General features: G+C 70.4%; 19 protein-coding genes, 2 tRNA genes and 1 pseudogene. 5 read left to right on the forward strand and 17 right to left on the reverse strand.

Features of this window, described 5'->3' with window-relative positions; genetic code table 11:
* Positions 1-3: 3 nt before the first annotated feature.
* The 6 genes from mreD to folC form a co-directional block, all read right to left on the reverse strand.
* Positions 4-678, reverse strand: a complete 675-nt coding sequence (gene mreD / locus ABD346_RS28060) for a rod shape-determining protein MreD (protein ID WP_344378656.1) — start codon at positions 676-678, stop codon at positions 4-6.
* Positions 679-690: 12 nt separating this feature from the next.
* Positions 691-1,794, reverse strand: coding sequence for a rod shape-determining protein MreC (gene mreC, locus ABD346_RS28065; protein WP_344378658.1), 1,104 nt, complete (start codon positions 1,792-1,794; stop codon positions 691-693).
* Between the two features lie 123 nt (positions 1,795-1,917).
* Complete coding sequence (locus ABD346_RS28070; RefSeq protein WP_053727412.1) at positions 1,918-2,937, reverse strand: rod shape-determining protein; 1,020 nt, start codon at positions 2,935-2,937, stop codon at positions 1,918-1,920.
* A gap of 267 nt (positions 2,938-3,204) precedes the next feature.
* Positions 3,205-3,618, reverse strand: a complete 414-nt coding sequence (ndk, locus tag ABD346_RS28075; RefSeq protein WP_344378660.1) for a nucleoside-diphosphate kinase — start codon at positions 3,616-3,618, stop codon at positions 3,205-3,207.
* A gap of 88 nt (positions 3,619-3,706) precedes the next feature.
* Positions 3,707-4,057, reverse strand: a complete 351-nt coding sequence (locus tag ABD346_RS28080; RefSeq protein ID WP_053727410.1) for a DUF4233 domain-containing protein — start codon at positions 4,055-4,057, stop codon at positions 3,707-3,709.
* 4 nt (positions 4,058-4,061) lie between these two features.
* Positions 4,062-5,567 carry a bifunctional tetrahydrofolate synthase/dihydrofolate synthase gene (folC, locus tag ABD346_RS28085; RefSeq protein WP_344378662.1) on the reverse strand — a complete coding sequence of 502 codons (1,506 nt, stop codon included), beginning with the start codon at positions 5,565-5,567 and terminating at the stop codon, positions 4,062-4,064.
* Between the two features lie 101 nt (positions 5,568-5,668).
* Between folC and ABD346_RS28090 the strand changes: the two genes are divergently transcribed.
* Both ABD346_RS28090 and ABD346_RS28095 read left to right on the forward strand, forming a co-directional pair.
* Positions 5,669-6,676, forward strand: a complete 1,008-nt coding sequence (locus tag ABD346_RS28090) for a rod shape-determining protein (RefSeq protein WP_344378663.1) — start codon at positions 5,669-5,671, stop codon at positions 6,674-6,676.
* Positions 6,677-6,908: 232 nt separating this feature from the next.
* Positions 6,909-7,715: pseudogene (locus ABD346_RS28095) on the forward strand (DMT family transporter); the annotation flags it as partial.
* 132 nt (positions 7,716-7,847) lie between these two features.
* On the opposite strand, the gene ABD346_RS28100 reads toward ABD346_RS28095, so the two are convergent.
* On the reverse strand, positions 7,848-9,008 hold the full coding sequence (locus tag ABD346_RS28100) for a sensor histidine kinase (protein WP_344378665.1): 1,161 nt from the start codon (positions 9,006-9,008) through the stop codon (positions 7,848-7,850).
* A gap of 131 nt (positions 9,009-9,139) precedes the next feature.
* Between ABD346_RS28100 and ABD346_RS28105 the strand changes: the two genes are divergently transcribed.
* Complete coding sequence (locus ABD346_RS28105) at positions 9,140-9,706, forward strand: vitamin K epoxide reductase family protein (RefSeq protein WP_344378666.1); 567 nt, start codon at positions 9,140-9,142, stop codon at positions 9,704-9,706.
* A gap of 104 nt (positions 9,707-9,810) precedes the next feature.
* On the opposite strand, the gene ABD346_RS28110 is transcribed toward ABD346_RS28105, so the two are convergent.
* Complete coding sequence (locus tag ABD346_RS28110) at positions 9,811-12,435, reverse strand: valine--tRNA ligase (protein WP_344378669.1); 2,625 nt, start codon at positions 12,433-12,435, stop codon at positions 9,811-9,813.
* A 137-nt stretch (positions 12,436-12,572) separates the two neighbouring features.
* Here ABD346_RS28110 and ABD346_RS28115 point away from each other — a divergent pair, with 137 nt between their 5' ends.
* Positions 12,573-13,559, forward strand: a complete 987-nt coding sequence (locus ABD346_RS28115; protein ID WP_344378670.1) for a hypothetical protein — start codon at positions 12,573-12,575, stop codon at positions 13,557-13,559.
* An 82-nt stretch (positions 13,560-13,641) separates the two neighbouring features.
* Here ABD346_RS28115 and clpX read toward each other — a convergent pair whose 3' ends face one another.
* From clpX to ABD346_RS28140, 5 genes are all read right to left on the reverse strand, one after another.
* The gene (gene clpX / locus ABD346_RS28120) at positions 13,642-14,934 is read right to left on the reverse strand and encodes an ATP-dependent Clp protease ATP-binding subunit ClpX (protein WP_344378672.1); all 1,293 of its coding nucleotides are present in this window, start codon (positions 14,932-14,934) and stop codon (positions 13,642-13,644) included.
* Between the two features lie 176 nt (positions 14,935-15,110).
* A complete protein-coding gene (locus ABD346_RS28125; protein ID WP_053727403.1) occupies positions 15,111-15,800 on the reverse strand; it encodes an ATP-dependent Clp protease proteolytic subunit in 690 nt (229 codons plus the stop codon).
* Positions 15,801-15,847: 47 nt separating this feature from the next.
* The gene (locus tag ABD346_RS28130) at positions 15,848-16,456 is read right to left on the reverse strand and encodes an ATP-dependent Clp protease proteolytic subunit (RefSeq protein WP_114036843.1); all 609 of its coding nucleotides are present in this window, start codon (positions 16,454-16,456) and stop codon (positions 15,848-15,850) included.
* A 255-nt stretch (positions 16,457-16,711) separates the two neighbouring features.
* The gene (gene tig / locus ABD346_RS28135; protein ID WP_189964403.1) at positions 16,712-18,106 is read right to left on the reverse strand and encodes a trigger factor; all 1,395 of its coding nucleotides are present in this window, start codon (positions 18,104-18,106) and stop codon (positions 16,712-16,714) included.
* Between the two features lie 178 nt (positions 18,107-18,284).
* A tRNA-Pro gene (locus ABD346_RS28140) sits at positions 18,285-18,361 on the reverse strand.
* Between the two features lie 314 nt (positions 18,362-18,675).
* Here ABD346_RS28140 and ABD346_RS28145 point away from each other — a divergent pair.
* Positions 18,676-18,746 (forward strand) — tRNA-Gly (locus tag ABD346_RS28145).
* 50 nt (positions 18,747-18,796) lie between these two features.
* Here the strand turns inward: ABD346_RS28145 and ABD346_RS28150 are convergent.
* The 4 genes from ABD346_RS28150 to ABD346_RS28165 form a co-directional block, all read right to left on the reverse strand.
* Complete coding sequence (locus tag ABD346_RS28150) at positions 18,797-18,991, reverse strand: hypothetical protein (RefSeq protein ID WP_053727400.1); 195 nt, start codon at positions 18,989-18,991, stop codon at positions 18,797-18,799.
* 159 nt (positions 18,992-19,150) lie between these two features.
* Complete coding sequence (locus tag ABD346_RS28155; RefSeq protein WP_344378674.1) at positions 19,151-19,606, reverse strand: HD domain-containing protein; 456 nt, start codon at positions 19,604-19,606, stop codon at positions 19,151-19,153.
* 29 nt (positions 19,607-19,635) lie between these two features.
* Positions 19,636-22,080, reverse strand: coding sequence for an ABC transporter permease (locus ABD346_RS28160; RefSeq protein ID WP_344378676.1), 2,445 nt, complete (start codon positions 22,078-22,080; stop codon positions 19,636-19,638).
* Positions 22,081-22,477: 397 nt separating this feature from the next.
* Positions 22,478-23,287, reverse strand: coding sequence for an ABC transporter ATP-binding protein (locus ABD346_RS28165; protein WP_344378677.1), 810 nt, complete (start codon positions 23,285-23,287; stop codon positions 22,478-22,480).
* Between the last annotated feature and the right edge of the window lie 35 nt (positions 23,288-23,322).

Consider the following 23,322-nt stretch of genomic DNA (forward strand, 5'->3'; position numbering starts at 1 on the left):
GGTTCACAGTCGCTTGACGCCCTTGATCCGGCCCGCGCGGGCCGCTCTGCTCTTCGCCGCCTTGACCCGCAGGCCGCCGCGCTGGCCGCCGATGCGCAGGCCGGTGCCGCCGGAGAGCCAGCCGGAGGTGATGTCGTTCCTGGGGCTGCCGTTGGCGGTGGTCTCGGCGAGCGGGTCGTTCTCCGCGCGCCGGGCGATCGCCATGATCAGCGGCACGATGAAGGGCGCCAGCAGCAGGTCGTAGACGGCGGCCGTGAACAGCAGGCTGGGCAGCCCGACATGGCGGGCCGCGGTGTCGCCGACGAGCGCGCCGACCAGCGCGTAGAGCAGTGTCGAGCCGATGGCCGCGCCGACCACCACCAGCATCGGCCCGGCCGCCGAGCGCGGCCGCCCGTGGTCGGTCTTGGCGAGGCCCGCGACGTAGCCGATCACGCACAGCACGAGGGCGTAGCGCCCGGCCGCGTGGTCGGCGGGCGGCGCGAGGTCGGCGAGCAGCCCGGCACCGAATCCGACGAAGGCGCCGCCGAGGTGGCCGTAGACCAGGGCCAGACCGAGGACGGTGAGGAGCATCAAGTCCGGTACGGCGCCCGGGAGTTGGAGGCGGGCGAGGACGCTCACCTGGATGACGAGGGCGACGACGATCAGGGCGGCGGAGAGGATGACCCTGTTGACACGCATCTGGATCAGCTCCTACTGGTCGCCGTCGGCATTGGCATTGCCGTTGGGATCACCGTTCGGATTGGGATTGGGCGGATTCGGATTGGCGTTCGCGGCCGGGGGGTTCGCGTTGGCCGGCGGCGGGTTCGGGTTCCCGTTCGGGAGGGGGTTGCCGTCGGGGTTCGCGTGCTGGTCGGCGATGTTGGTGTTGCCCTGGCCGTCGGGGGCCTGGGACGGGGTGGCCGTGACGGTGACCGTCGGGGTCGGCGTCGGCTTGGGCTTGGCGGGCAGCACCTCGTCGCGCGGGTCGGTGCGCGGGGCCTCGACGACGACGCCGACGATGTCGAGCTTGGTGAAGCCGACGAAGGGGCGTACGTAGATGGTGCGCGTGAGGGCGCCGCCCGAGGGGTCGACCCGGACGACCTCGCCGACCGGGACGCCCGGCACGAACGGCTTGTCGGCCTGCGAGCCGAACGTCACCAGGCGGTCGCCGGGGTTGACCTTGGCCTTGCCGTTGAGCAGCTGCACCGAGAGCGGCCGGTCGCCGTGACCGGTGGCGAAGCCCAGCTCGTCGCTGTTCTCCATCCGGGTGCCGACGGTGAAGTCGGGGTCGTTGGCGAGCAGCACGGTCGCGGTGGAGGGGCCGACGGTGGTGACCCGGCCGACCAGGCCGTCGCCGTTGAGCACTGTCATGTCGCGCTTGATGCCGTCGTTGGACCCGGCGTCGATGGTGACCGTCCAGGAGAAGCCCTGGGCCGCTCCTATGGCGACGACCTGGGCGGCCTTGATGCCGTACTGGCCCTCCCCCGCGGTCTTCAGCATCGAGTCGAGCTGACTCAGGCGGCTGCGGTTGCGGGCGTCGCTGCCGAGCTTCTGCTTGAGGGCCTCGTTCTCGGCCTGCAGGGTGGAAATCTTGTCGTGGCGCTTGCCCGAGTCGCGTACCGCGCCGATCGCGTTGCCGACCGGGTCCACGGCGGCCGCGACCCCGTTCTCCACCGGCCCGAAGACCGCGGCGGCGGCCTGCCGGGCGCCGTCCACCGGTGAATTCGCCCCGCCTCTGATATCGACCGTGATCAGCGCGAACGCTACGGCGATCAGCAGCACCAGGAGCAGCCGGCTCTCTCGTGTGTCCCTCACGTGCGGCGGCCGTGCCTTCCTCGTAGGAATGTGGGTGATCTACAAGATCTCTTCGATCTGTATATCAACGATCCGCCGTACGAGTTGGCAGTGACCCGTACGGCGGACAGCAGGCCCCGGGGGCTATCTGCGGGGCTGCGCGTCGAGCACCTGCTGGAGCGCCTCGAACTCCTCGACGCACTTGCCGGAGCCCAGGGCCACCGAGTCGAGGGGGTCCTCGGCGATGTGGATCGGCATGCCCGTCTCGCGGCGCAGCCGCTCGTCCAGGCCGCGCAGCAGGGCGCCGCCGCCGGTGAGGACGATGCCGCGGTCCATGATGTCGCCGGAGAGCTCCGGCGGGCACTTGTCGAGGGTCGTCTTCACTGCGTCGACGATGGCGTTGACGGGCTCCTCGATCGCCTTGCGCACCTCGGCGGCGGAGATCACGACGGTCTTCGGCAGGCCGGAGACGAGGTCGCGGCCGCGGATCTCGGTGTGCTCGTCCTTGTCGAGGTCGTACGCCGAACCGATCGTGATCTTGATCTGTTCCGCGGTCCGCTCGCCGAGGAGGAGGGAGTACTCCTTCTTGATGTGCTGGATGATCGCGTTGTCGAGCTCGTCGCCCGCGACCCTGATGGACTGCGCGGTGACGATGCCGCCGAGCGAGATCACGGCGACCTCGGTGGTGCCGCCGCCGATGTCGACGACCATGTTGCCGGTGGCCTCGTGGACGGGCAGGCCCGAGCCGATGGCCGCGGCCATGGGCTCCTCGATGATGTGCACCTGGCGGGCGCCGGCCTGGGTGGACGCTTCGATGACGGCGCGGCGCTCGACTCCCGTGATGCCCGAGGGCACGCAGACCACGACGCGCGGGCGGGCCAGGTACCGACGCTTGTGGATCTTCAGGATGAAGTAGCGGAGCATCCGCTCGGTGATCTCGAAGTCGGCGATCACGCCGTCCTTCAGCGGCCGTACGGCAACGATGTTGCCCGGCGTACGGCCGATCATCTTCTTGGCCTCGGCGCCGACCGCGAGGATGCCGCCGGTGTTGGTGTTGATGGCGACGACGGACGGCTCGTTCAGGACGATTCCGCGGCCCCTGACGTACACCAGCGTGTTGGCGGTCCCGAGGTCGACAGCCATGTCACGGCCGATGAACGACATTTTGTTGCTCCCCATGAGGATGCGTCCGGCCTTCCCTAATCGAGCGTTGACGGCTTCTCAGGTCGGCGAGGTGGGTGCGTTGAGCGCGAGGCTCCATCGTAGTCCGGCCTGCACGGACACGGCGCGTTGGTCCACCTCAGTATTGGTGACGTCTTGTCGGGGCGATGCGTTCCCGAAGTCGCCCCGCATATGCCGGGGGGCGACCGAAATTCCTTCGGTCGCCCCAGGTCATGAGCGCTATATGGCTGACATTGCGTCAGGAAATGCTCAGCCGCGGCCCGGGAAGAAGATCTTCAGTTCTCGCTCCGCGGACTCCTCGGAGTCCGAGGCGTGGATGAGGTTCTCCCGGACGATGGTCCCGAAGTCGCCACGGATCGATCCGGGGGCCGCCGCGATCGGGTCGGTGGGACCCGCCAACTGGCGTACGCCCTCGATGACGCGCTCACCCTCGACCACCAGGGCGACGACCGGGCCCGAGGACATGAACGCCACGAGCGGCTCGTAGAAAGGCTTGCCCTTGTGCTCGCCGTAGTGCTGCTCCAGCGTGTCCTGATCCAGGGTGCGCAGCTCAAGAGCGGTGATCTGCCAGCCGGCCTTGCGCTCGATGCGGCCGATGATCTCGCCGACCAGCGAGCGGCGGACGGCGTCCGGCTTGAGGAGGACGAGGGTGCGCTGCGTCATGGTGTACGGCTCCTTGGCAAACGTGTGCGGTCCGCCGAGATTACCGGGTGTAGCTGAAGTGCTGTCACCCGGTCCCGCCGCCCGCCCGCTAGGCCTGGGGCTGGGCCTCGGCCTGGGCCGCGAATCTGGCCTTCGCCTCGTCGATCTTGCGGCCGTAGTGGACCGAGGCCCACCACAGGGCCGCGAAGAGGGCGCCCATGAAGAACATCAGCGGGACGGCGAAACCGCTCGCGATCAGCGCGATCTGGAGCGCCCAGCCGAGCTCGACCCCGCCGCGCCGGCCCAGCATCCCGCAGAGCAGGACCGAGAGCAGCATGCCGATGCCGCACACCGTCCACACGGTGGTGGTGGCGAGGTCGGGGTCCTTCATCGCGACCAGGCCCGCGAAGGCGATGACGAAGAATTCACCGATCAGGGTGGACGCGCAGAGCGTACGCATCGGGTCAGCCCCTCTTCAGCAGCAGCCGGGCGTCGCCGACCGTGAACACGGAGCCGGTGACGAGGACACCCGCGCCCGCGTACTCGTCCTCCTCCTCGGCCAGGGTGATGGCGGCCTCGATGGCGTCGTCCAGGCGGGGCTCGACCACGACCCGCTCGTCTCCGAACACCTCGACGGCGAGCGCCGCCAGCTCGTCCACGTCCATGGAGCGGCTGGAGGTGTTGGCGGTGACGACGATCTCGGCGAAGACCGGCTCGAACGCTTCGAGCAGGCCCTTCACGTCCTTGTCGGCGCTGGCGGCGACCACGCCGATCAGGCGCGAGAAGCCGAACGCCTCGGTCAGGCCGTCCGCGGTGGCGCGGGCGCCGGCCGGGTTGTGCGCGGCGTCCAGGACGACGGTCGGCGAGCGGCGCACGACCTCCAGGCGGCCCGGCGAGACGACGGAGGCGAACGCCTTGCGGACGGTGTCGATGTCGAGCGGGCCGGCCTGCTGCGAGCCGACGCCGAAGAACGCCTCGACCGCGGCGAGCGCCACGGCCGCGTTGTGCGCCTGGTGGGCTCCGTACAGCGGGAGGAAGACCTCCTCGTACTCGCCGCCGAGGCCCCGCAGCGTCAGGAGCTGGCCGCCGACGGCGACTTCGCGGCCGACGATGCCGAACTCCATGCCCTCGCGGGCCACGGTGGCATCCGTCTCGACGGCCTTCTTCAGCATGACCTGCGCCGCGTCGACCGGCTGCTGGGCCAGGATCACGGTGGCGCCCTGCTTGATGATCCCGGACTTCTCCACGGCGATCTCGGCCGGCGTGTTGCCGAGCCGGTCGGTGTGGTCGAGGTCTATGGGGGTCACGACCGCGACGCCCGCGTCGATGACGTTCGTCGCGTCCCAGGTGCCGCCCATGCCGACCTCGACGACCGCCACGTCCACCGGGGCGTCCGCGAAGGCCGCGTACGCCATGCCGGTCAGGACCTCGAAGAAGGAGAGCCGGAACTCCTCCTTGGCGTCCACCATCTCGACGTACGGCTTGATGTCCTCGTACGTCTCGATGAAGCGCTCGGCGGGGATCGGCAGGCCGTCCAGGCTGATCCGCTCGGTGATCGACTGGACGTGCGGCGAGGTGTAGCGGCCGGTGCGCAGCTCGAAGGCGCCGAGCAGGGCCTCGATCATGCGGGCGGTGGACGTCTTGCCGTTGGTGCCGGTGATGTGGATCGTCGGGTAGGCGCGCTGCGGCTCGCCGAGGACGTCCATCAGGGCGGCGATGCGGCGGACGGACGGCTCCAGCTTGGTCTCGCCCCAGCGGCCCGCGAGCTCGGTCTCGACGGCGCGCAGCGCCGCGTCCACCTCGGGGTCGGCGGGGCGGGCGGGCACGGCCTCGCCCTGGGGCACACCGCCGTGGGTGCGCAGGGTGCGGCTACCCGCCTCGATCACCGCCAGGTCGGGGTCTCGACTCGTTTCGGCTTCGACGATTCCGTCGAAGTCATCGGCTTCACTGCGGTCGGGCTGCTCGGTCACAGGACCAGTCTACGGAGGGGCACCGACAGGACCTTGGACCCGCCCCTTTCGGGACGTTCGGCCCCCGGGTCCCACAGACTCTCCGGGCAAACTTGGCGATCATGGACATAGGGATCGACCTCGGGACCGCCAACACCCTGCTGTACGCCAGGGGGCAGGGCATCGTGCTCAACGAGCCGTCCGTGGTGGCGATGAAGGAGGGCGGCCGCACGGCGCTGGCCGTCGGCGCGGAGGCCAAGGAGACCATCGGCCGCACGCCCGGTTCGATCACCGCGATCCGGCCGCTGCGGGACGGCGTGATCAGCGACTACGAGGCGGCGGAGGAAATGATCCGCCACTTCGTCAGGAAGGCGGTGCCGGGGCGCCGCCCGCGCACCCGCATGGTGGTGTGCGTGCCGAGCGGGGTGACGCCGGTGGAGCGGCGCGCGATCGTGCACGCCGCGCAGCGGTCCGGCGCGAAGGCCGTGCACCTCATCGAGGAGCCGATGGCGGCGGCGATCGGGGCCGGGCTCCCGGTGGCCGAGCCGCGCGGCTCGATGGTGGTGGACATCGGCGGCGGCACCACCGAGGTCGCCGTGATCTCGCTCGGCGGCATCGTGACCGCGCAGTCCCTGCGGGTGGGCGGCGACCGCCTGGACACCGCGATCACCGACTACGTACGCAAGGAGCACTCGCTGCTCATAGGCGAGCGCACCGCCGAGGACGTCAAGTGCGCGATCGGGTCGGCCTGGCCGGTGCCGGGCAACGAGGAACTGGAGGAGCTGACCTTCACGGTCCGGGGCCGGGAGAAGGTGGGCGGCCTGCCCAAGACGCTCCGGCTCACCGCGCGCGAGGTGCGGGCCGCGCTCGACGAGCCGGTCGAGTCGATCATCGCGGCGGTACGGGTGACCCTGGAGGAGTGCCCGCCGGAGCTGTCCGGCGACGTGATGGAGCACGGCATCGTGCTGACCGGAGGCGGCGCGCTCCTCCCGGGCCTGGATCTGCGCCTCGCATCGGCGACCGGCATCCCGGTGTTCGTGGCGGACAACCCGCTGGACTGCGTGGCGCTCGGCTCGGGCAAGTGCGTGGAGGACTTCGACCAGCTCCAGAAGCTGCTGACCGGCGCGTAGAGCCATCCGCCATGCCATAGGGCGTGTTCGGGCCGGGACCCCAGGAGGGGAGCCCGGCCCGTCTGCGTTCCCGGCCCCTCCCCGCACGGCAGGCGCGAAGACCTCACAAGGCGAGCAGGCACGAAGACCATCGGTACGCCGTACGCCCTTGCGCACACTGTTCGCAACGTCGTACAGTGTTCTCGTCGATCTCACCACCGCGCACCGTTCGCCGCCCCGGAAGGAGCCCCCGATGAGTGCACTCGCACTGTCCGTCCTGCTCTCCCTCGTCTCCGCCGTGGCGTACGCGGGCGGCGCGATCATGCAGGAGCGGGTCGCCGAGACGACCGCGGGAAGCGCGGCCGCGCGCCGGGCGCGCTGGGTGATCGCGATCGGGCTCAACGGCCTGGGCGCGCTGCTCCACGTGGTGGCCCTGGCCTGCGGTCCGCTGAGCCTGGTCCAGCCGCTCGGCGCGCTCACCATCGTCTTCGCCCTGCCGATGGCCGCGCTGTTCGTACGCCGCCGGGCCGGCGCCGCCGCCTGGCGCGGGGCGGTCATGGCGACGGTGGGCCTGGCCGGGCTGCTCTCGCTGACCGGCAGTGCCGACTCCTCCTCGCTCGGCGGCGCCCAGCGCGTCGCGGTCGCCCTCACCACGTTCGTCGTGATCGGCGCCCTGATGATGGCCGCCCGCACCGCCGGCCGGCCCGTCCTGCGCAGCGTGCTGCTCGCCACGGCGGCCGGGATCGCCTTCGGCATGGGCTCGGTGTTCACCAAGCTGGTGGCGGTCGACTGGGCGGGCGGATCCGTCGCCGAGCAGCTGCCGAGCCTGGCCGTGATCGCGGTCCTCGCCACGGCGGGCACCCTGGTCTCGCAGGCCGCCTACCGCGGCGCCGGCCTCGCCACCCCGCTGGCCGTGGTCACCGTGGCGAACCCGGTGATCGCCGCCGCCGTCGGCCTCGCCCTGTTCGGCGAGAGCTTCCGGTACGGGACCACGGGCACGCTGCTCGCCCTGGCCTGCGGCGCGGTCGTGATGGGCGGGCTCACCCTGCTGACGACGGACGGCACCCGGAACGCCCCCGCCCGGCTCCCGGTCCCCCGGCGGCTGCCCGTCGACATCCACTCGCTGATCCAGCTGCCCGCGATGGGCGCGACGGCCGCCTGAGCGCCTGTGCCGGCACCCCGGCCGGACGCGTCAGCCGACCGCCCCGGCCGGAAGCGTCGCCCGCACCTCATAGGTCGTGTCCGTACGGGTCGTGGCGAGCGAGCCGCCCATGCTCTCCACCCGCTCCCGCATGGAGAAGGTCCCGGTCCCCGTGGAGACCGGGGCCTTCACCGGTACCGCGCGGGGCAGCGGGTTCTGGACCGTGACGACCAGGTCCCCCGCCGCGAGCCGGATCGTCACCGCGACCGGCTCGCCCTGGGCATGCTTGACCGAGTTCGTCAGGCACTCCTGGACCACCCGGTACACCGCCGCCTGGCGCAGCGGGGACACCCGGTGCGCGGCCGGCTCGATGTCCAGGCCGACCGGGGTGCCCGCGCTCCGGCTCTCCTCGGCGAGCGCGTGCAGGCCGTCGATGCCGGGCGTGGCCGTGCGCTCGTCCGCGCGCCGCACGATGATCTCGTTCAGCATGAGGTGGGCCCGGCGCGCGGTGTCGGCGAGCTCCTCGAAGTCCTTGTGGTGCGGCTCGTTCCTGGCCCGCATCGCGAGCACCTCGGAACGCACCGCGAGCATCGTCAGCTCCCGGCCCACCATGTCGTGCACGTCCCGGGCCACCGAGACCCGCTCGACCTGCACGGCCTGCAGGGCCGCGTGCTCGGCGCGCTGGGCCTCCAGTTCGCGTACGAGGTCGTGGCGGTAGGCCGAGATCCCGACACCCGAGGCGAGCACCCCCACGGGCACCACGATCGCCAGGAACGAGCTGAGCGTCTCGCCCCGGGTGTCGGGCCAGCCCGGCAGGTTGAACAGGGCGTACGCCACCGCGATGTACCCGCACGTGGCGATGATGCTCGCGCGCCGGCCCCGGAAGCGGCCCAGCGAATACAGCGCGAACTGCACCAGGTTCAGCTGGTGCAGCCAGCCCAGGTAGAACAGCGCGACCAGGTAGGGCAGCCAGGGCCAGCGGCGCCGGAAGAGCAGGGTCGCCGCGCCGAGGGCGAGGACGGGCGGCGCGGTGTAGCTGTTGAGGGAGTTGTCGGCCTTGGCCAGGCCCGGCACGTCCAGGACCATCAGGCCGAAGCAGCTCAGCGCGATCAGCACGTCCAGGGCGCGCTCCTCGCCCACCCAGCGCGCGCTCGCGGCACGCGCCGCCGCCAGCACGCGCTGCGGCGCGGAGGAGGAGGACGGCGTGTGCATGCCCTCCATCATCCAAGGTCTTTGGACCCGAATGCCTAAGCCGAACGGCCCACATTTAGTGATATGTCGCACGCGGCTTCTGGCCGTTCGGCCCTGCCCCGGTGGCCCTACGGATCCCTAGCGTTGATCCCATGCCTGCCCTCTCCTCCCGCCGTCCGGCGCGCGGCACCGCCCTGCTCCTGCTGATCGGCGGACTGCTCGGCACCCTCGCCTCGGCCGTCCTGACCGCCGACCGCATCCATACCCTCCAGAACCCGGCCTTCTCCCCCGGGTGCAACATCAACGCGGTCCTGAGCTGCGGCGACGTGATGGACACCTGGCAGAGCAACCTGCTCGGCTTCCCCAACATGCTGCTCGGCGTCGTCGCGTTCGCGGCCCTGGCGGCCCTGGGTCTGGCCCTCCTCGCGGGCGCGGAGTTCCCCCGGTGGCTGTGGCTCGGCATCCGGGCCGGCGTCACGGCGGGTTTCGCCTTCACGGTCTGGCTGATCATCCAGTGCCTGTACGTCATCGGGGCGCTGTGCCCGTGGTGCCTGCTGGTGTGGGCGGTGATGATCCCGCTGTTCTGGTACGTCACCCGGCATGTGGCAGGGCCCCATGCGTGGATGCGCCGGGTGGTGCCGCACTGGCTGGTGCCGCTGGCGATGTACGCCGTGGTGGCGGCGCTGGTGTGGGCGGAGCTCGGCGACCGCCTGTTCTGACCGGCTGTTCTGGACCGCCGGTTCTTCCGGACGCATGAGGAAGGCCCCCAGGAGCGGATCCTGGGGGCCTTCCTCATGTGCGGATGCCCGTATGGGCGTCCGGATCAGCCCTTGGGCAGGGCGGCGATCTGGTTGGTGATGCGCTCGATGTCGGCCTCGGCCTTGGTCAGGCGCGTACGGATCTTGTCGACCACGTTGTCCGGGGCCTTGGCGAGGAAGGCCTCGTTGCCGAGCTTCTTGTTCGCGTCCGCCTTCTCCTTCTCGGCCGCCCCGAGGTCCTTGGTCAGGCGCTTGCGCTCGGCCTCGACGTCGATGGTGCCGGACAGGTCGAGGGCGACCGTGGCGCCTGCGACCGGCAGCGCGGCGGTGGCGTGGAAGCCCTCGCCGGCCGGCTGGAGCCGGAGCAGCTGACGGATGGCCGCCTCGTGCGGGGCGAGCGCGGTGCCGGTCAGGGTGAGCTCGGCCGGAACCTTCTGGCCGGGCTGGAGACCCTGGTCGGAACGGAACCGGCGGACCTCGGTGACGACCTGCTGGACCAGCTCGATCTCGCGCTCGGCGGCGTCGTCGCGGAAGCCACTGTCTGTCGGCCAGTCGGCGACCACGAGGGACTCGCCGCCGGTCAGCGTCGTCCACAGGGTGTCGGTGACGAACGGGACGATGGGGTGCAGGACCCTCAGCATCACGTCGAGGACCTCACCGAGGACCCGGCCGGAGACCTTGGCCTGCTCGCCGCCCGCGAAGAACGTCGTCTTCGACAGTTCGACGTACCAGTCGAAGACCTCGTCCCACGCGAAGTGGTAGAGCGACTCGCTGAGCTTCGCGAACTGGTAGTCCTCGTAGTACGCGTCGACCTCGGCCACGGTCTTGTTCAGCCGGGACAGGATCCAGCGGTCGACCGCCGACAGCTGCTCCACGGGCGGGAGTTCGCCCTCGACCGTGGCGCCGTTCATGAGCGCGAAGCGGGTCGCGTTCCAGATCTTGTTGGCGAAGTTGCGGGACGCCTGCACCCAGTCCTCGCCGATCGGCACGTCCGCGCCGGGGTTGGCGCCCTTGGCCAGGGTGAAGCGGACGGCGTCCGAGCCGTACGCGTCCATCCAGTCGATCGGGTCGACCGCGTTCGGGTTGGACTTCGACATCTTCTTGCCGAACTCGTCGCGGACGAGACCGGTCAACGCGACCGTCTTGAACGGGACTTCGCCGTCCATCGCGTACAGGCCGAACATCATCATCCGGGCGACCCAGAAGAAGATGATGTCGTGGCCGGTGAGCAGGACGTCGGTCGAGTAGAACTTCTCCAGGTCGGCGGTCTTCTCCGGCCAGCCGAGCGTGGAGAACGGCCACAGACCGGACGAGAACCAGGTGTCCAGGACGTCGGGGTCCTGGTGCCAGCCCTCGCCGGTCGGGATCTCGTCGTCGGGCCCGACGCACACGACCTGGCCCTCGGGGCCGTACCAGATCGGGATGCGGTGGCCCCACCACAGCTGGCGCGAGATGCACCAGTCGTGCATGTTGTCGACCCAGTCGAAGTACCGCTTCGACATGTCCTCGGGGTGGATCTTGACCCAGCCGTCGCGGACCGCGTCACCGGCGGCCTGCGCAAGCGGGCCGACCTTGACCCACCACTGCATCGACAGGCGCGGCTCGACGGTCGTCTTGCAGCGCGAGCAGTGCCCCACGGAGTGCATGTACGGGCGCTTCTCGGCGACGATGCGGCCCTGCTCCTTGAGCGCGCCGACGATCGCCGAACGGGCCTCGTAGCGGTCGAGCCCCTGGAACGGGCCCGGGACCGTGATGATGCCGCGCTCGTCCATGACGGTGATGGAGTCGAGGTTGTGCCGCTGCCCGATGGCGAAGTCGTTCGGGTCGTGCGCCGGGGTCACCTTGACGCAGCCGGTGCCGAACTCGGGGTCGACGTGGGTGTCCGCGACGACCGGGATGGAGCGGTCGGTGAGCGGCAGCTTGATGAGCCGGCCGATGAGGTGCTGGTAGCGCTCGTCGTCCGGGTGGACGGCGATGGCCGTGTCGCCCAGCATCGTCTCGGCGCGGGTGGTGGCGACGACGAGGGTGTCGTCCCCCTCCCCGTACTTGAGCGAGACGAGCTCGCCCGGGTCGTCCTGGTACTCGACCTCGATGTCCGAGATGGCGGTCAGACAGCGCGGGCACCAGTTGATGATGCGCTCGGCGCGGTAGATCAGCTCGTCGTCGTACAGGTTCTTGAAGATGGTCTGGACGGCCTTGGAAAGACCCTCGTCCATGGTGAACCGCTCACGGGTCCAGTCGAGCCCGGCACCGAGGCGCTTGAGCTGGCCCAGGATCCGGCCGCCGTACTCACCCTTCCACTGCCACACGCGCTCGGTGAACGCCTCGCGCCCCAGATCGTGCCGGGACTTGCCCTCCTCGGCGAGCTGCTGCTCGACCTTGTTCTGCGTGGCGATGCCCGCGTGGTCCATGCCGGGCAGCCACAGCGTCTCGTACCCCTGCATCCGCTTGCGACGGGTGAGGGCGTCCATGAGCGTGACCTGGAAGGCGTGCCCGAGGTGCAGCGCGCCCGTGACGTTCGGTGGCGGAATGACGATGGTGTAGGGGTCCTTGTCGGACCCGGCGTCAGCCGTGAAGTAACCGCGCTCTACCCAGCGCTCGTACAGCTTCCCCTCTACCTCGGCCGGCGCGTACTGGGTCGGCAGTTCGGTGGTGGGCGCTGGATTCTGCTGCTGAGTGTTCTCGGTCACGGGGTCAGTTTAGGGGTGTCACGGGCCGGTACTGAAATGGGTAGTTTCCGTAACGGTGGGCCCCCCGATGGACCGCCTCGGCGCCCCGTCGGCCAGGATGTTCGGATCGGATAAGCATCCCTAGGGGGAACCAAGGAATGAGCTACAACCAGCCGGGCCCGTACGGTGGCCAGCCTCAGCAGCCCGGTCCGTACGGCCAGCAGCCGCCGCAGCAGCCCTACGGGCAGCCCGGCCCGCAGCAGCCCGGCTACGGCTACCCGCAGCAGGCACCGCAGGGCGTGCCCCCGCAGCAGCCGTACGGCCAGCCCGCGCCGCAGCAGCCCTACGGGTACCCGCAGCAGCAGCCGCCCTACGGCCAGCCGCCCCAGCAGCCCCCGTACGGCCAGCAGCCCCCGTACGGCGCCCCGATGCAGCCCATGCCGCCGGCTCCGCCGAAGAAGAAGACGGGCCTGATCGTCACGGCCGTCGTGGTGGCCGTCGCCGTGATCGGCGGCGGCGTGTGGTTCCTGACGAAGGGCGGCGCGAGCAACAGCGACGTGTCGGCCGACACCAAGGGGTACAAGATCGTCCTGCCTGCCACGGTCGAGGACTACAAGAAGGACGGGACCGACAAGTCGGCCCCGATGACGGACGAGCAGAAGAAGAAGGCCGAGGCCGCCGGGGTCAAGAACCCGCAGCAGGTCTCCGCCTCGTACAACTCCGGCGACCCGGAGAAGAACCCGTTGACAGCCAAGTCGATCCAGGCCGAGACGTACTGGGGTGAGATCAGCGACCCCGCGAAGGTGATCGACGCCTCGTTCAAGAACGCCGAGGCGAACACCAACAAGAGCAAGGCCTTCAAGGTCGAGCTCATCGGCAGCCCGAAGCTCGTCAAGCCGGCCGGGTTCAAGGGCGCGCTGATGAAGTGCCAGGACATGAAGTTCACCAACTCCGGCGCCGACGGCTCGGTCGAGAAGGGGCCCAAGGAGTTCACGGCCCCGGCCTGCGTGTGGGCCGACTACAGCACGTACGGCGTGGTGATCCTGATGGACCTGGGCAAGGCCGCCATCGGTGGCGGGGCGAGCCAGGACGACGCCGCCAAGCTGACGGCGTCGCTGTACAACACGTCCCGCCAGAAGATCTGACGGTCCTGGACGACGCACAGAGGGGCGCCCGGTCAACCAGGTTGACCGGGCGCCCCTCTGCCATGCGCAGGCAAGCGCAGCGCTACGCGCTCTTCTCGTGCCGCCCGTCGCTCTTCACGATCCGCGGCTCGCGCGGGACCAGCGTCGGGTTCACGTTGTTGCGGACCACGTCCGCGGTGATGACGACGCGGGCGACGTCCTTGCGGGACGGGACCTCGTACATCACCGACTGGAGGACCTCCTCCATGATGGCGCGCAGGCCGCGCGCGCCGGTGCCGCGCAGGATGGCCTGGTCGGCGATGGCCTCCAGGGCCGGGCGGTCGAAGTCCAGCTCCACGCCGTCGAGTTCGAAGAGGCGCTGGTACTGCTTGACCAGCGCGTTGCGCGGCTCGACCAGGATCTGGAGGAGGGCTTCGCGGTCGAGGTTGTGGACCGAGGTCAGGACGGGCAGACGGCCGATGAACTCGGGGATCATCCCGAACTTCACCAGGTCCTCCGGCATGACCTCCTGGAACTGGTCGCTGGCCTCGATCTCCCGCTTGGAGCGGATCGTCGCGCCGAAGCCGATGCCCTTGGCGCCGGCCCGGGACTCGATGATCTTCTCCAGGCCCGCGAAGGCACCGCCCACGATGAACAGGACGTTCGTCGTGTCGATCTGGATGAATTCCTGGTGGGGGTGCTTGCGGCCGCCCTGCGGCGGGACGGAGGCGGTGGTGCCCTCCAGGATCTTCAGCAGGGCCTGCTGGACGCCTTCGCCGCTGACGTCACGCGTGATCGACGGGTTCTCGCTCTTGCGGGCGACCTTGTCGATCTCGTCGATGTAGATGATCCCGGTCTCGGCCTTCTTGACGTCGTAGTCGGCGGCCTGGATCAGCTTCAGGAGGATGTTCTCGACGTCCTCGCCGACATAGCCGGCCTCCGTCAGCGCCGTGGCGTCGGCGATGGCGAAGGGCACGTTGAGCATCCGGGCGAGGGTCTGGGCGAGGAGCGTCTTGCCGGAGCCCGTCGGGCCGAGGAGCAGGATGTTGGACTTGGCGAGCTCGATGGCGTCGTCACGGCCCTGCGCGCCGCCGTTCTCGCCGGCCTGGACGCGCTTGTAGTGGTTGTACACCGCGACCGAGAGCGCCTTCTTGGCGGGCTCCTGGCCTACGACGTACCCCTCGAGGAACTCGTAGATCTCGCGCGGCTTGGGGAGTTCCTCCCACCGCACCTCGGAGGACTCGGCGAGCTCCTCCTCGATGATCTCGTTGCAGAGGTCGATGCACTCGTCGCAGATGTACACCCCGGGGCCTGCGATGAGCTTCTTCACCTGCTTCTGGCTCTTTCCGCAGAACGAGCACTTGAGCAGGTCGCCGCCGTCACCGATGCGTGCCACGAGGTGCTTCCCCTTCGCCTGGGAGACGCCATGTGCGCCGCCTCCTGGTGCCTACTGCGTGTTCCGGGGGGACACCCCCAGACCCCCTACCGACGGTACCTTGCCGAGCCCCTCGTTCGGGCCCCCCTTGGCGCGGTTCACTTCGACGTGGACCGCGCCAAGGTTGCCGATGCGGCTCAGGCCGCCGCGGAGGTCGTCGTCTTGCGGGTCGAAACGATCTGGTCGACGAGACCGTAGGCCAGCGCGTCCTCGGCCGTGAGGATCTTGTCGCGCTCGATGTCGTCGCGGATCTTCTCGATCGGCGTCGTCGAGTGCTTGGCCAGCATCTCCTCCAGCTGCGAACGCATCCGGAGGATCTCGTTGGCCGCGATCTCCAGGTCGGAGAGCTGCTCGCGGCCGGTGCCGCCCGAGGGCTGGTGGATCAGGACGCGGGCGTTCGGCAGCGCCATGCGCTTGCCCGGCGTACCGGCGGCGAGCAGGACGGCGGCAGCGGAGGCCGCCTGGCCCATGCAGACCGTCTGGATGTCGGGCTTCACGAACTGCATGGTGTCGTAGATCGCCGTCAGGGCGGTGAAGGAGCCGCCCGGGCTGTTGATGTAGATGGAGATGTCGCGGTCCGGGTCCATCGACTCCAGGCACAGGAGCTGCGCCATCACGTCGTTGGCGGACGCGTCGTCGATCTGCACGCCGAGGAAGATCACGCGCTCCTCGAAGAGCTTCGCGTACGGGTCGTACTCACGCACGCCCTGCGAGGTGCGCTCGACGAAGCGCGGCACGATGTAGCGGTTGTCGACCTGCGGGCCGGTGTAGAGGCCGCTCGCGTTGGCCGAGGGGCCGGAGAAGTTGCTCATTGGGGTGTTCACCATCCTGGTGGCGTTCAAGTGGGCGGGGTCGAAGCGGTGCGGGTCGGGGCTCAGGCCCCGGTGCCGCCGCCGCCCGGAACGCCCGAGGCAGCGGAGATGATCTCGTCGATGAGGCCGTACTCCTTGGCCTCCTCCGCCGTGTACCAGCGGTCGCGGTCGCCGTCGCGGATGATCGTCTCGACGGTCTGGCCGGAGTGCGCGGCAGTGATCTCCGCCATGCGCTTCTTCGTACGGATCAGGTACTCGGCCTGGATCTTGATGTCGGAGGCGGTGCCACCGATGCCGGCGGAGCCCTGGTGCATCAGGATGTCGGTGTTGGGGAGCGCGAAGCGCTTGCCCGCGGTGCCGCCGGTCAGCAGGAACTGGCCCATCGAGGCGGCCATGCCCATGCCGATGGTGACGACGTCGTTCTGGATGTACTGCATGGTGTCGTAGACCGCCATGCCGGCCGTCACCGAGCCACCGGGGCTGTTGATGTAGAGGTAGATGTCCTTGTCCTGGTCGGCAGCGGCCAGGAGGAGCATCTGGGCGGTGATCTTGTTGGCGATCTCGTCGTCGACCTGCTGGCCGAGGAAGATGATGCGGTCGTTGAGCAGTCGGCTGTAGACCTGGTCGCCGAGGCCACCACCGAGGGACGGCTCACCGGCGGCGTAAGGCATCAGATTCGTCACGTATCCACCTGCTCGTCTCTGACGGCTTCGGCCGTCTCAGCGTCTTCGTTCCGGGGGCGCGGACTCCGGCTCGCCAGACTCCACCACCCTCGTATTCATGGACCCTAACGCGCAGGTGGGACAACGCCATCCCGGTTCCCGAACTGTTCGCTCGGAGCGCAAGGTGGTTGAAGCGGAATCAGGTACGAAGAAGGGCCCGTACGCGGCTGCGTACGGGCCCTTCCCGATGGGTCAGGCAGAGGCTCAGGCCTCGGTCTTCTCCTCGGCGGCGGCCTCGACCGGCTCACCCTCGGCGGCGGCGACGACGGCCTCGGCGACCTCGTCCTCGTCGTCCTCGAGGTCGACGACCTCACCGTTGGTGTCGGTGACCTTGGCGGCCTCGACGACCACGGCCAGCGCCTTGCCGCGGGCGACCTCGCCGACGAGCATCGGCACCTGGCCGCCCTCGACGACGGCCTGGGCGAACTGGTCCGGGCTCATGCCGGAGGAGGCCGCACGCCGCATGAGGTGCTCGGTGAGCTCCTCCTGGTTGACGTTCAGCTTCTCCTTGTTGACGAGCTCGTCCAGGATGAACTGCGTCTTGATGCCCTTGACCGCCTGCTCCTCGGTCTCGGCGGTGAACTCTTCCTCGGTCTTGCCCTGGATCTCCAGGTACTTGGCGAGGTCGATGCCCATCTGGCCGAGCTGGTGGTGCTCGAGGTTGTGCTTGCGGGTCTGGATCTCGTCCGCGAGGAGCTTCTCGGGGATCGGGACCTCGGCCAGCTTCAGGAGCTCGTCCAGGACGCGCTCCTGGGCCTGGGTGGCCTGGTCGTACTGCTTCATGTTCTCGAGGCGCTTGCGGCTGTCGGCCTTGAGCTCGTCCAGGGTGTCGAACTCCGACGCGAGCTGCGCGAAGTCGTCGTCCAGGGCGGGCAGTTCGCGGGCGGCGACCTGGGTGACCTTGACGGTGACCTCGGCCTCCTTGCCCTCGGCCGAGCCGCCCTTGAGCTCGGAGGTGAAGGTGGCCTCGCCACCGGCCTCCAGGCCCTTCACGGCGTCGTCGATGCCCTCGAGAAGCTCGCCGGAACCGATGGTGTACGAGACACCCTCGGCCACGCCGTCCTCCAGGACCTCGCCGTCGACCTTGGCCTGCAGGTCGATCGTCACGACGTCGCCGTCCTCGGCGGCACGCTCGACGGGGGAGGTCGAGGCGAAGCGCTCGCGGAGCTGCTCCACGGACTTCTCGACGTCCTCGTCGCTGACCTCGACGGCGTCCACGGTGACCTCGATGCCGGAGTAGTCCGGGATCTCGATGGTCGGGCGGATGTCGACCTCGGCGGTGAAGTTCAGCGTCTCGCCGTCCTTCAGCTCGGTGATGTCGACCTCGGGCTGACCCAGCGGGTTCAGCTCCGCCTCGTTGATCGCCTCGGTGTAGAACTTCGGAAGGGCGTCATTGACGGCCTCTTCGAGCACGGCGCCACGACCGAACCGCTGGTCGATCACTCGGGCCGGGATCTTGCCCTTGCGGAAGCCCTTGACCGTGACCTGCTGGTTGATCTTCTTGTACGCCGCGTCGAGGCTGTCCTTGAGCTCCTCGAAGGGCACCTCGACAGTGAGCCGAACCCGAGTCGGGTTCAGGGTCTCCACGGCGCTCTTCACGGTTCGGTCTCCTTGTGGCTGACTTCTTTGGGGGTTCTGCCTAAGACCGACGGTCCCTGGCGGATGGGGCCCGGTACATCATTCATCAGACACACGGGCACGCAGCTTGCATAGTAACCGCAAGCGGGATGCCACCCACAATGTGATCTTGTCCGTGGAGATCGGACATCGGTGACGCTGGTCGGGGTGGCGGGATTTGAACCCACGGCCTTCCGCTCCCAAAGCGGACGCGCTACCAAGCTGCGCCACACCCCGTCGGTGCGACACGTAGGGTACATGGCCGCGGGGAGTGCGTCGGCCGCTTTGTTCGGCCGGTGCGGTACGGATCGTCCGGGGGGCGCGGCCCGGCGGGATCGCGCGGGCGCGGGTGACCGGGAATGCGCGGGTACGGGTGGCCGAATGCGCGGGCGCGGCCCGGATCGTTTCGCGGGTGCGGCGTGGGTGCGGCTCGGGTGTGGCCGGAATCGCTTCGCGGGAGCGCGCCCGAAGAAGGCGGTGTGCGCGTCCGGGGTGCGACCCGCTACGATGCTCTACGTGCCGCGGTCGCGATGACCTGCGGCGCGGTGCTTGCGGGCGTAGCTCAATGGTAGAGCCCTAGTCTTCCAAACTAGCTACGCGGGTTCGATTCCCGTCGCCCGCTCTTGAGTCCTGAAGGGCCCGGCAGCTCGGCTGCCGGGCCCTTCGGCGTGGTCAGAACTTGATCTGGTTGATCGTGTCCGCTATCGAGTTCAGGAATCGCTGGATCGAGGGGGCCATGCCCGTCGAGGCCAGGAAGAAGCCGAAAAGTATCGCGACGATGGCCGGCCCGGCCTTGATGGAGCCGCCGCGGATGAGCACCACGAGGACGACCGCCAACAGCAGCACCACTGACAGTGAAATGGCCACAACTGATCACACACCCTTGGTCGGTCCGCCTTGCCGGCCCGGGAGCATGCCGCGCACACCCCCGCGATGACTATCGTGCCACCAACACCCCTGTGGTTGCTGCCGGGTGACGGATCGCCAAGGTAAGGATCAGGCCAACCGCGAGCCGGGCTCAAGGGGTCACGAGAGGCCGAGCAGGCGGCGTACCTCGGTGTACTTGGCCTTCAGGCGTGTGCGGGTCGGCTCGTCGAGGACCGCCAGGCGGGCCGGGTCGGCGTTGTGCGCCAGGTCGGACTCCTTGATCAGGAGTGCTCCCTCGGTGGCCAGGATGCGCCGCGTGTAGGACTCCAGTGCCTCGCCCGGTCGTTTGGTCATGGCGAGCACCAACTCCTTGACGGATTGCGGGAGTTGGGCGGATTCCAGCCACTGGACCGACAGCGCTTCGTCCTCGATCGCGTCGTGCAGCCAGGCCGCCTTGATCTGGTCCTCGGTGCCGCCCCGGGCCCGTACGCCCTCGGCGACCGCCGCCAGGTGTTCGGCGTAGGGGCGGCCCGCCTTGTCGGTCTGGCCCTCGTGGGCGGCCCGGGCGAGGGTCTCGACCTCGCCGAGAGTCATCATCGGCTTCGCGTGGGACATGGCTTCGACTGTACGGGCCCGGGTGCGGCTCACTTCAGTGCCGCCCGGGCCGGGAGGGCGGTCGCGGCGAGGCCGAGGACCAGGATGCCGCCCGCGAACGAGCCGTACAGGAGCGGCGGTATGTAGGGGGCGCGGCCGGTCAGGCCGTTCATCATCGGGACGAGGGTGGCCAGGGCGATCGCGCTGCCGATGACGACGCCCGCCGCGACCACCAGGAGAGCCTCCCAGCGGATCATCTTGAGGACCTGGCGGCGGGTGGTGCCGATGAGGCGCAGGGTGCCGAGTTCGCGGCGGCGGTCGAAGACGGTCATCACCAGGGTGTTGACGGCGGCGACGGCCGCGAATCCGCCGAGGACGGCGGCCATGACGGTGTTGGCCCAGGCGTTGACCTCGCGGTCCAGGCTCTGCGCGGCGGCATGGCCGGCGGCGTCGGTGACGTGGCCGAGGGCGGCGAGCGGGGTGGCCGCGGCGGGGGTGGCCCGGGCGAGCAGGGTGGTGGGGGTCGGAGAGGTCAGGTGGGTCCTCAAGTCGGCCTGGGGGAAGGTGAGTTGGGCAAGTCCGAGGCCTCGTTCGTACGTGGCGACGATCTTCGGGGCGGCCTTGGTGCCGTCGGGGAGCAGCAGCGGGAGGCGGTCTCCGGTGCGTACGCCGGCCGCGTCGGCGAGGGAGGCGTCGATCGCGGCCGTGCCGGGGGCGAGGGAGGCCAGGGATCCGGTGCGTATGCCCAGGTCCTGGACCTTGGCGAGGTCGGTGCCGGTGCCGGTGACGCCCTGGGCGGAGGCGTCGCGCGGGGTGGAGCCGGCGCCTGCGTTCGGGATCAGGACGGCGGTGCGGGTGAGGCCGACCGCGGTGTCGACGCCGGGGGTGGCGGCGGCACGGGCTACCGCGTCGGAGGGGAGGCCCGCGGGGGCGGTGACGACCTGGTTCGCGATGATGCCCGCCCGCTGCTGGTCCTCGGTCGCCCTCTCCTCGCTGGTGTGCATGAAGACCAGGACGGACGAGAAGGCCATCGCGAGGACGATGGGCGTGATCGCGGAGGCCAGCCTGCGGGCGTTCGTACGGGAGTTGGCGGCGGCCAGCGAGCCGGGGGCGCCCGCCGCGCGCAGCGGGAGGCCGAAGACGGCGGCGCAGGCTCGGGCGACCAGCGGGCCGAGCAGGGCGACGGAGAGCATGAAGAGCATGACGACGCCGAGGGCCGCGTTGGCGGCGTTCTCGCCGGTCTCGGAGGCCGCGACCCCGGCGAACACGCAGCCGCCGACGAGGGAGGCGATGCCGAGCGGCGTGCGGATCCAGCCGGGGCGCAGGCGTTCGGCGGCGGATTCGGCCAGCGCCTGGCCGGGCTTGATCTTCGAGGGGCGGCGGGCGGCGGCCGCTCCGGCGCACAGGGCGGTCAGGACGGTGGTGGCGACGGCGATGAGCAGCGGGAGCGGGGTGATGGCGAGGTCGACGGCGTCCGGGATCGCGCCCTTGTCGCGGAGCTGGCCGAACCACCAGGTGGCGAGTGCGACGCCGGGCAGGCAGCCGAGCACTCCGGCGAGCGGGGCGACCAGGAGGGCTTCGGTGGCGATGGTGCGGCGGATCTGGCGCGGGGTGGCGCCGATCGCGCGCAGCAGGGCGTACTCGCGGCTGCGCTGGCCGACGGAGAGGGCGACGGTGCCGGCGGCGGTGAACACGGCGACCATCGCGGCGACGCCGCCGAACGAGCCGCCGAGGCCGGTGAGCATCTCCTTCGCCTTGGCGAGGCCGCTGTCCTCGACGGTGGCCCGGTCGTCGCCGGTACGCACCTGGGCCTGGCCGCCGAGGGCCTGCTTCACCTGGGCGGCGAGGGTGGCGGTGGGGGTGCCCGGCCTGGGGAGTACGGCGATCGCGTCGACCTTGCCGGGGTGGCCGGACAGGGCGCGGGCGTCGGCGTCGGCGAGCCAGATTTCGTTGCTGCCGGGGGCGCCCGCGGTGCCGGAGATCCTGAACTCCCGCTTGCCGCCGGGGGTGTCGAGGGTGATCCGCTCCCCCACGGTGCCGGTCGTGGTGACCGCCTCGCCGGGGCCCGGAGCCTTGCCGGTGGCCGGCTTCGTACCGGTGAAGGCGGTGGAGGCCCAGTTGTGGGCGGTGGCGGGGGTGTTGTTGTCCGTACGTACGGGGAGGGCGAGGTCGGCGACGGCTTTGGCCGCGCCGGGGGCCGAGGCGGCCTTCGCGACCAGGGAGTCGTCGAGGCGGGCCCGGTCCGGGTAGGCGACGGACTCGGTGTCGCGGTCCTCGCCGGAGCCGGTCGTGTAGTGGAAGCTCTGGTCGGCGGCGGCCACGACGGGGGCGGCGGCGTAGCGCTGGGGCGGCACGGAGGCGGTGATTCCGGTCGCGAGCAGGAGGCCGCAGGCGGAGACGATCATCGCGGCCATGAGGAGGGCGACGAAGGTGCCGGCGAAGGCGGAGGGTTTGAACCGGATCGCTGCGCGAGCCAGGCGGTTGGGGGAGTGCATGCGGGGCTCCTGCGGGGTGCTGGGGGGTGGTGCCGGGTTCTCCCACCCGCCCGCCCGTTCCGCCCGCTCGAAAGGGACGGGGACCAATGGGTGGTGCCGGTTCGTCGGCGGCCGGGCGACGTTCGTGGGTTGCTGGCGGGGCGTCGGATGGTGGGGGGTGAGTTGCGGGGCGGGGGCGGGCCCCGCTCTCGCCAACGGGCGGTCCCTCCACGGCGGATCGGGGGTGGCCCCGCTCTCGCGAATAGGCGGTGCCTCCATGGCGGTGCCTCCACGGCGGGGCCGGGGCATGCGGGCTTGGCCATGCCTGGTGGGCTACGCGCAACCCCGCCAGGGGCGCGGGGAACTGCGCGGCCGGCCCCCACCGGGGCGAGGACGAGTCACCCGGTCCCCGGAGGGCCTACGCCGCCACCCCCGCGAACGGGCGCCTCGCCGTCAGGGCCGTCATCCTCGCCGCGATCTGGGACGTCGACGCACTCGGGAGGGCGTCGGCTATCGCGCCGTCGGCCAGGAACAGGACCTGGTCGGCGTAGGCGGCGGCCGCCGGGTCGTGGGTGACCATCACCACGGTCGCCCGCAGGGAGTCCACCGCGTTGCGGAGGAGGGCGAGGACCTCGGCCGCGGTAGTGGTGTCCAGGGCACCGGTCGGCTCGTCGGCGAAGATCACGTCGGGGCTTGTCACCAGCGCCCGGGCGATCGCCACGCGCTGCTGCTGGCCGCCGGAAAGCTCGCCGGGGCGGCGGTCGCCCTTGCCTGCGAGGCCCACTTGGGCGAGGAGTTCCGCCGCGCGGCGCCGGTCGGGGCGGTCCCCGGCGAGCCGCATGGGCAGCACGACGTTCTGCTCGACCGTGAGCGAAGGCAGCAGGTTGAAGGCCTGGAAGACGAAGCCGAGGCGGGAGCGGCGCAGCTCGGTGAGCTTGTTCTCGCTCATGCCGGTGATCTCGGTGCCGCCGAGCCGGACCGAGCCGTCGGTCGGCCGGTCCAGGCCGGCCGCGCACTGCAGGAACGTCGACTTGCCGGAGCCGGACGGGCCCATCACCGCGGTGAAGCTGCCCCGGGGCAGGGTGAGGTCGATGCCGCGCAGGGCGTGCACGGCGGAGGCGCCGCGGCCGTACTGCCGGCGGACCCCGCGCAGTTCGACGGCCCAGTCGTGGGCGGGCGCCGCGTCCGCGGTCGTCCGCCGTGTGTTCTTGGCCCGTCGCAATGCCATGGCCCCTGCCTTCCGCTCGTCCTGGCCGACGCACT

Origin of the sequence: Streptomyces mauvecolor (assembly GCF_039532965.1) — a bacterium.
Taxonomy (GTDB): domain Bacteria; phylum Actinomycetota; class Actinomycetes; order Streptomycetales; family Streptomycetaceae; genus Streptomyces; species Streptomyces violascens.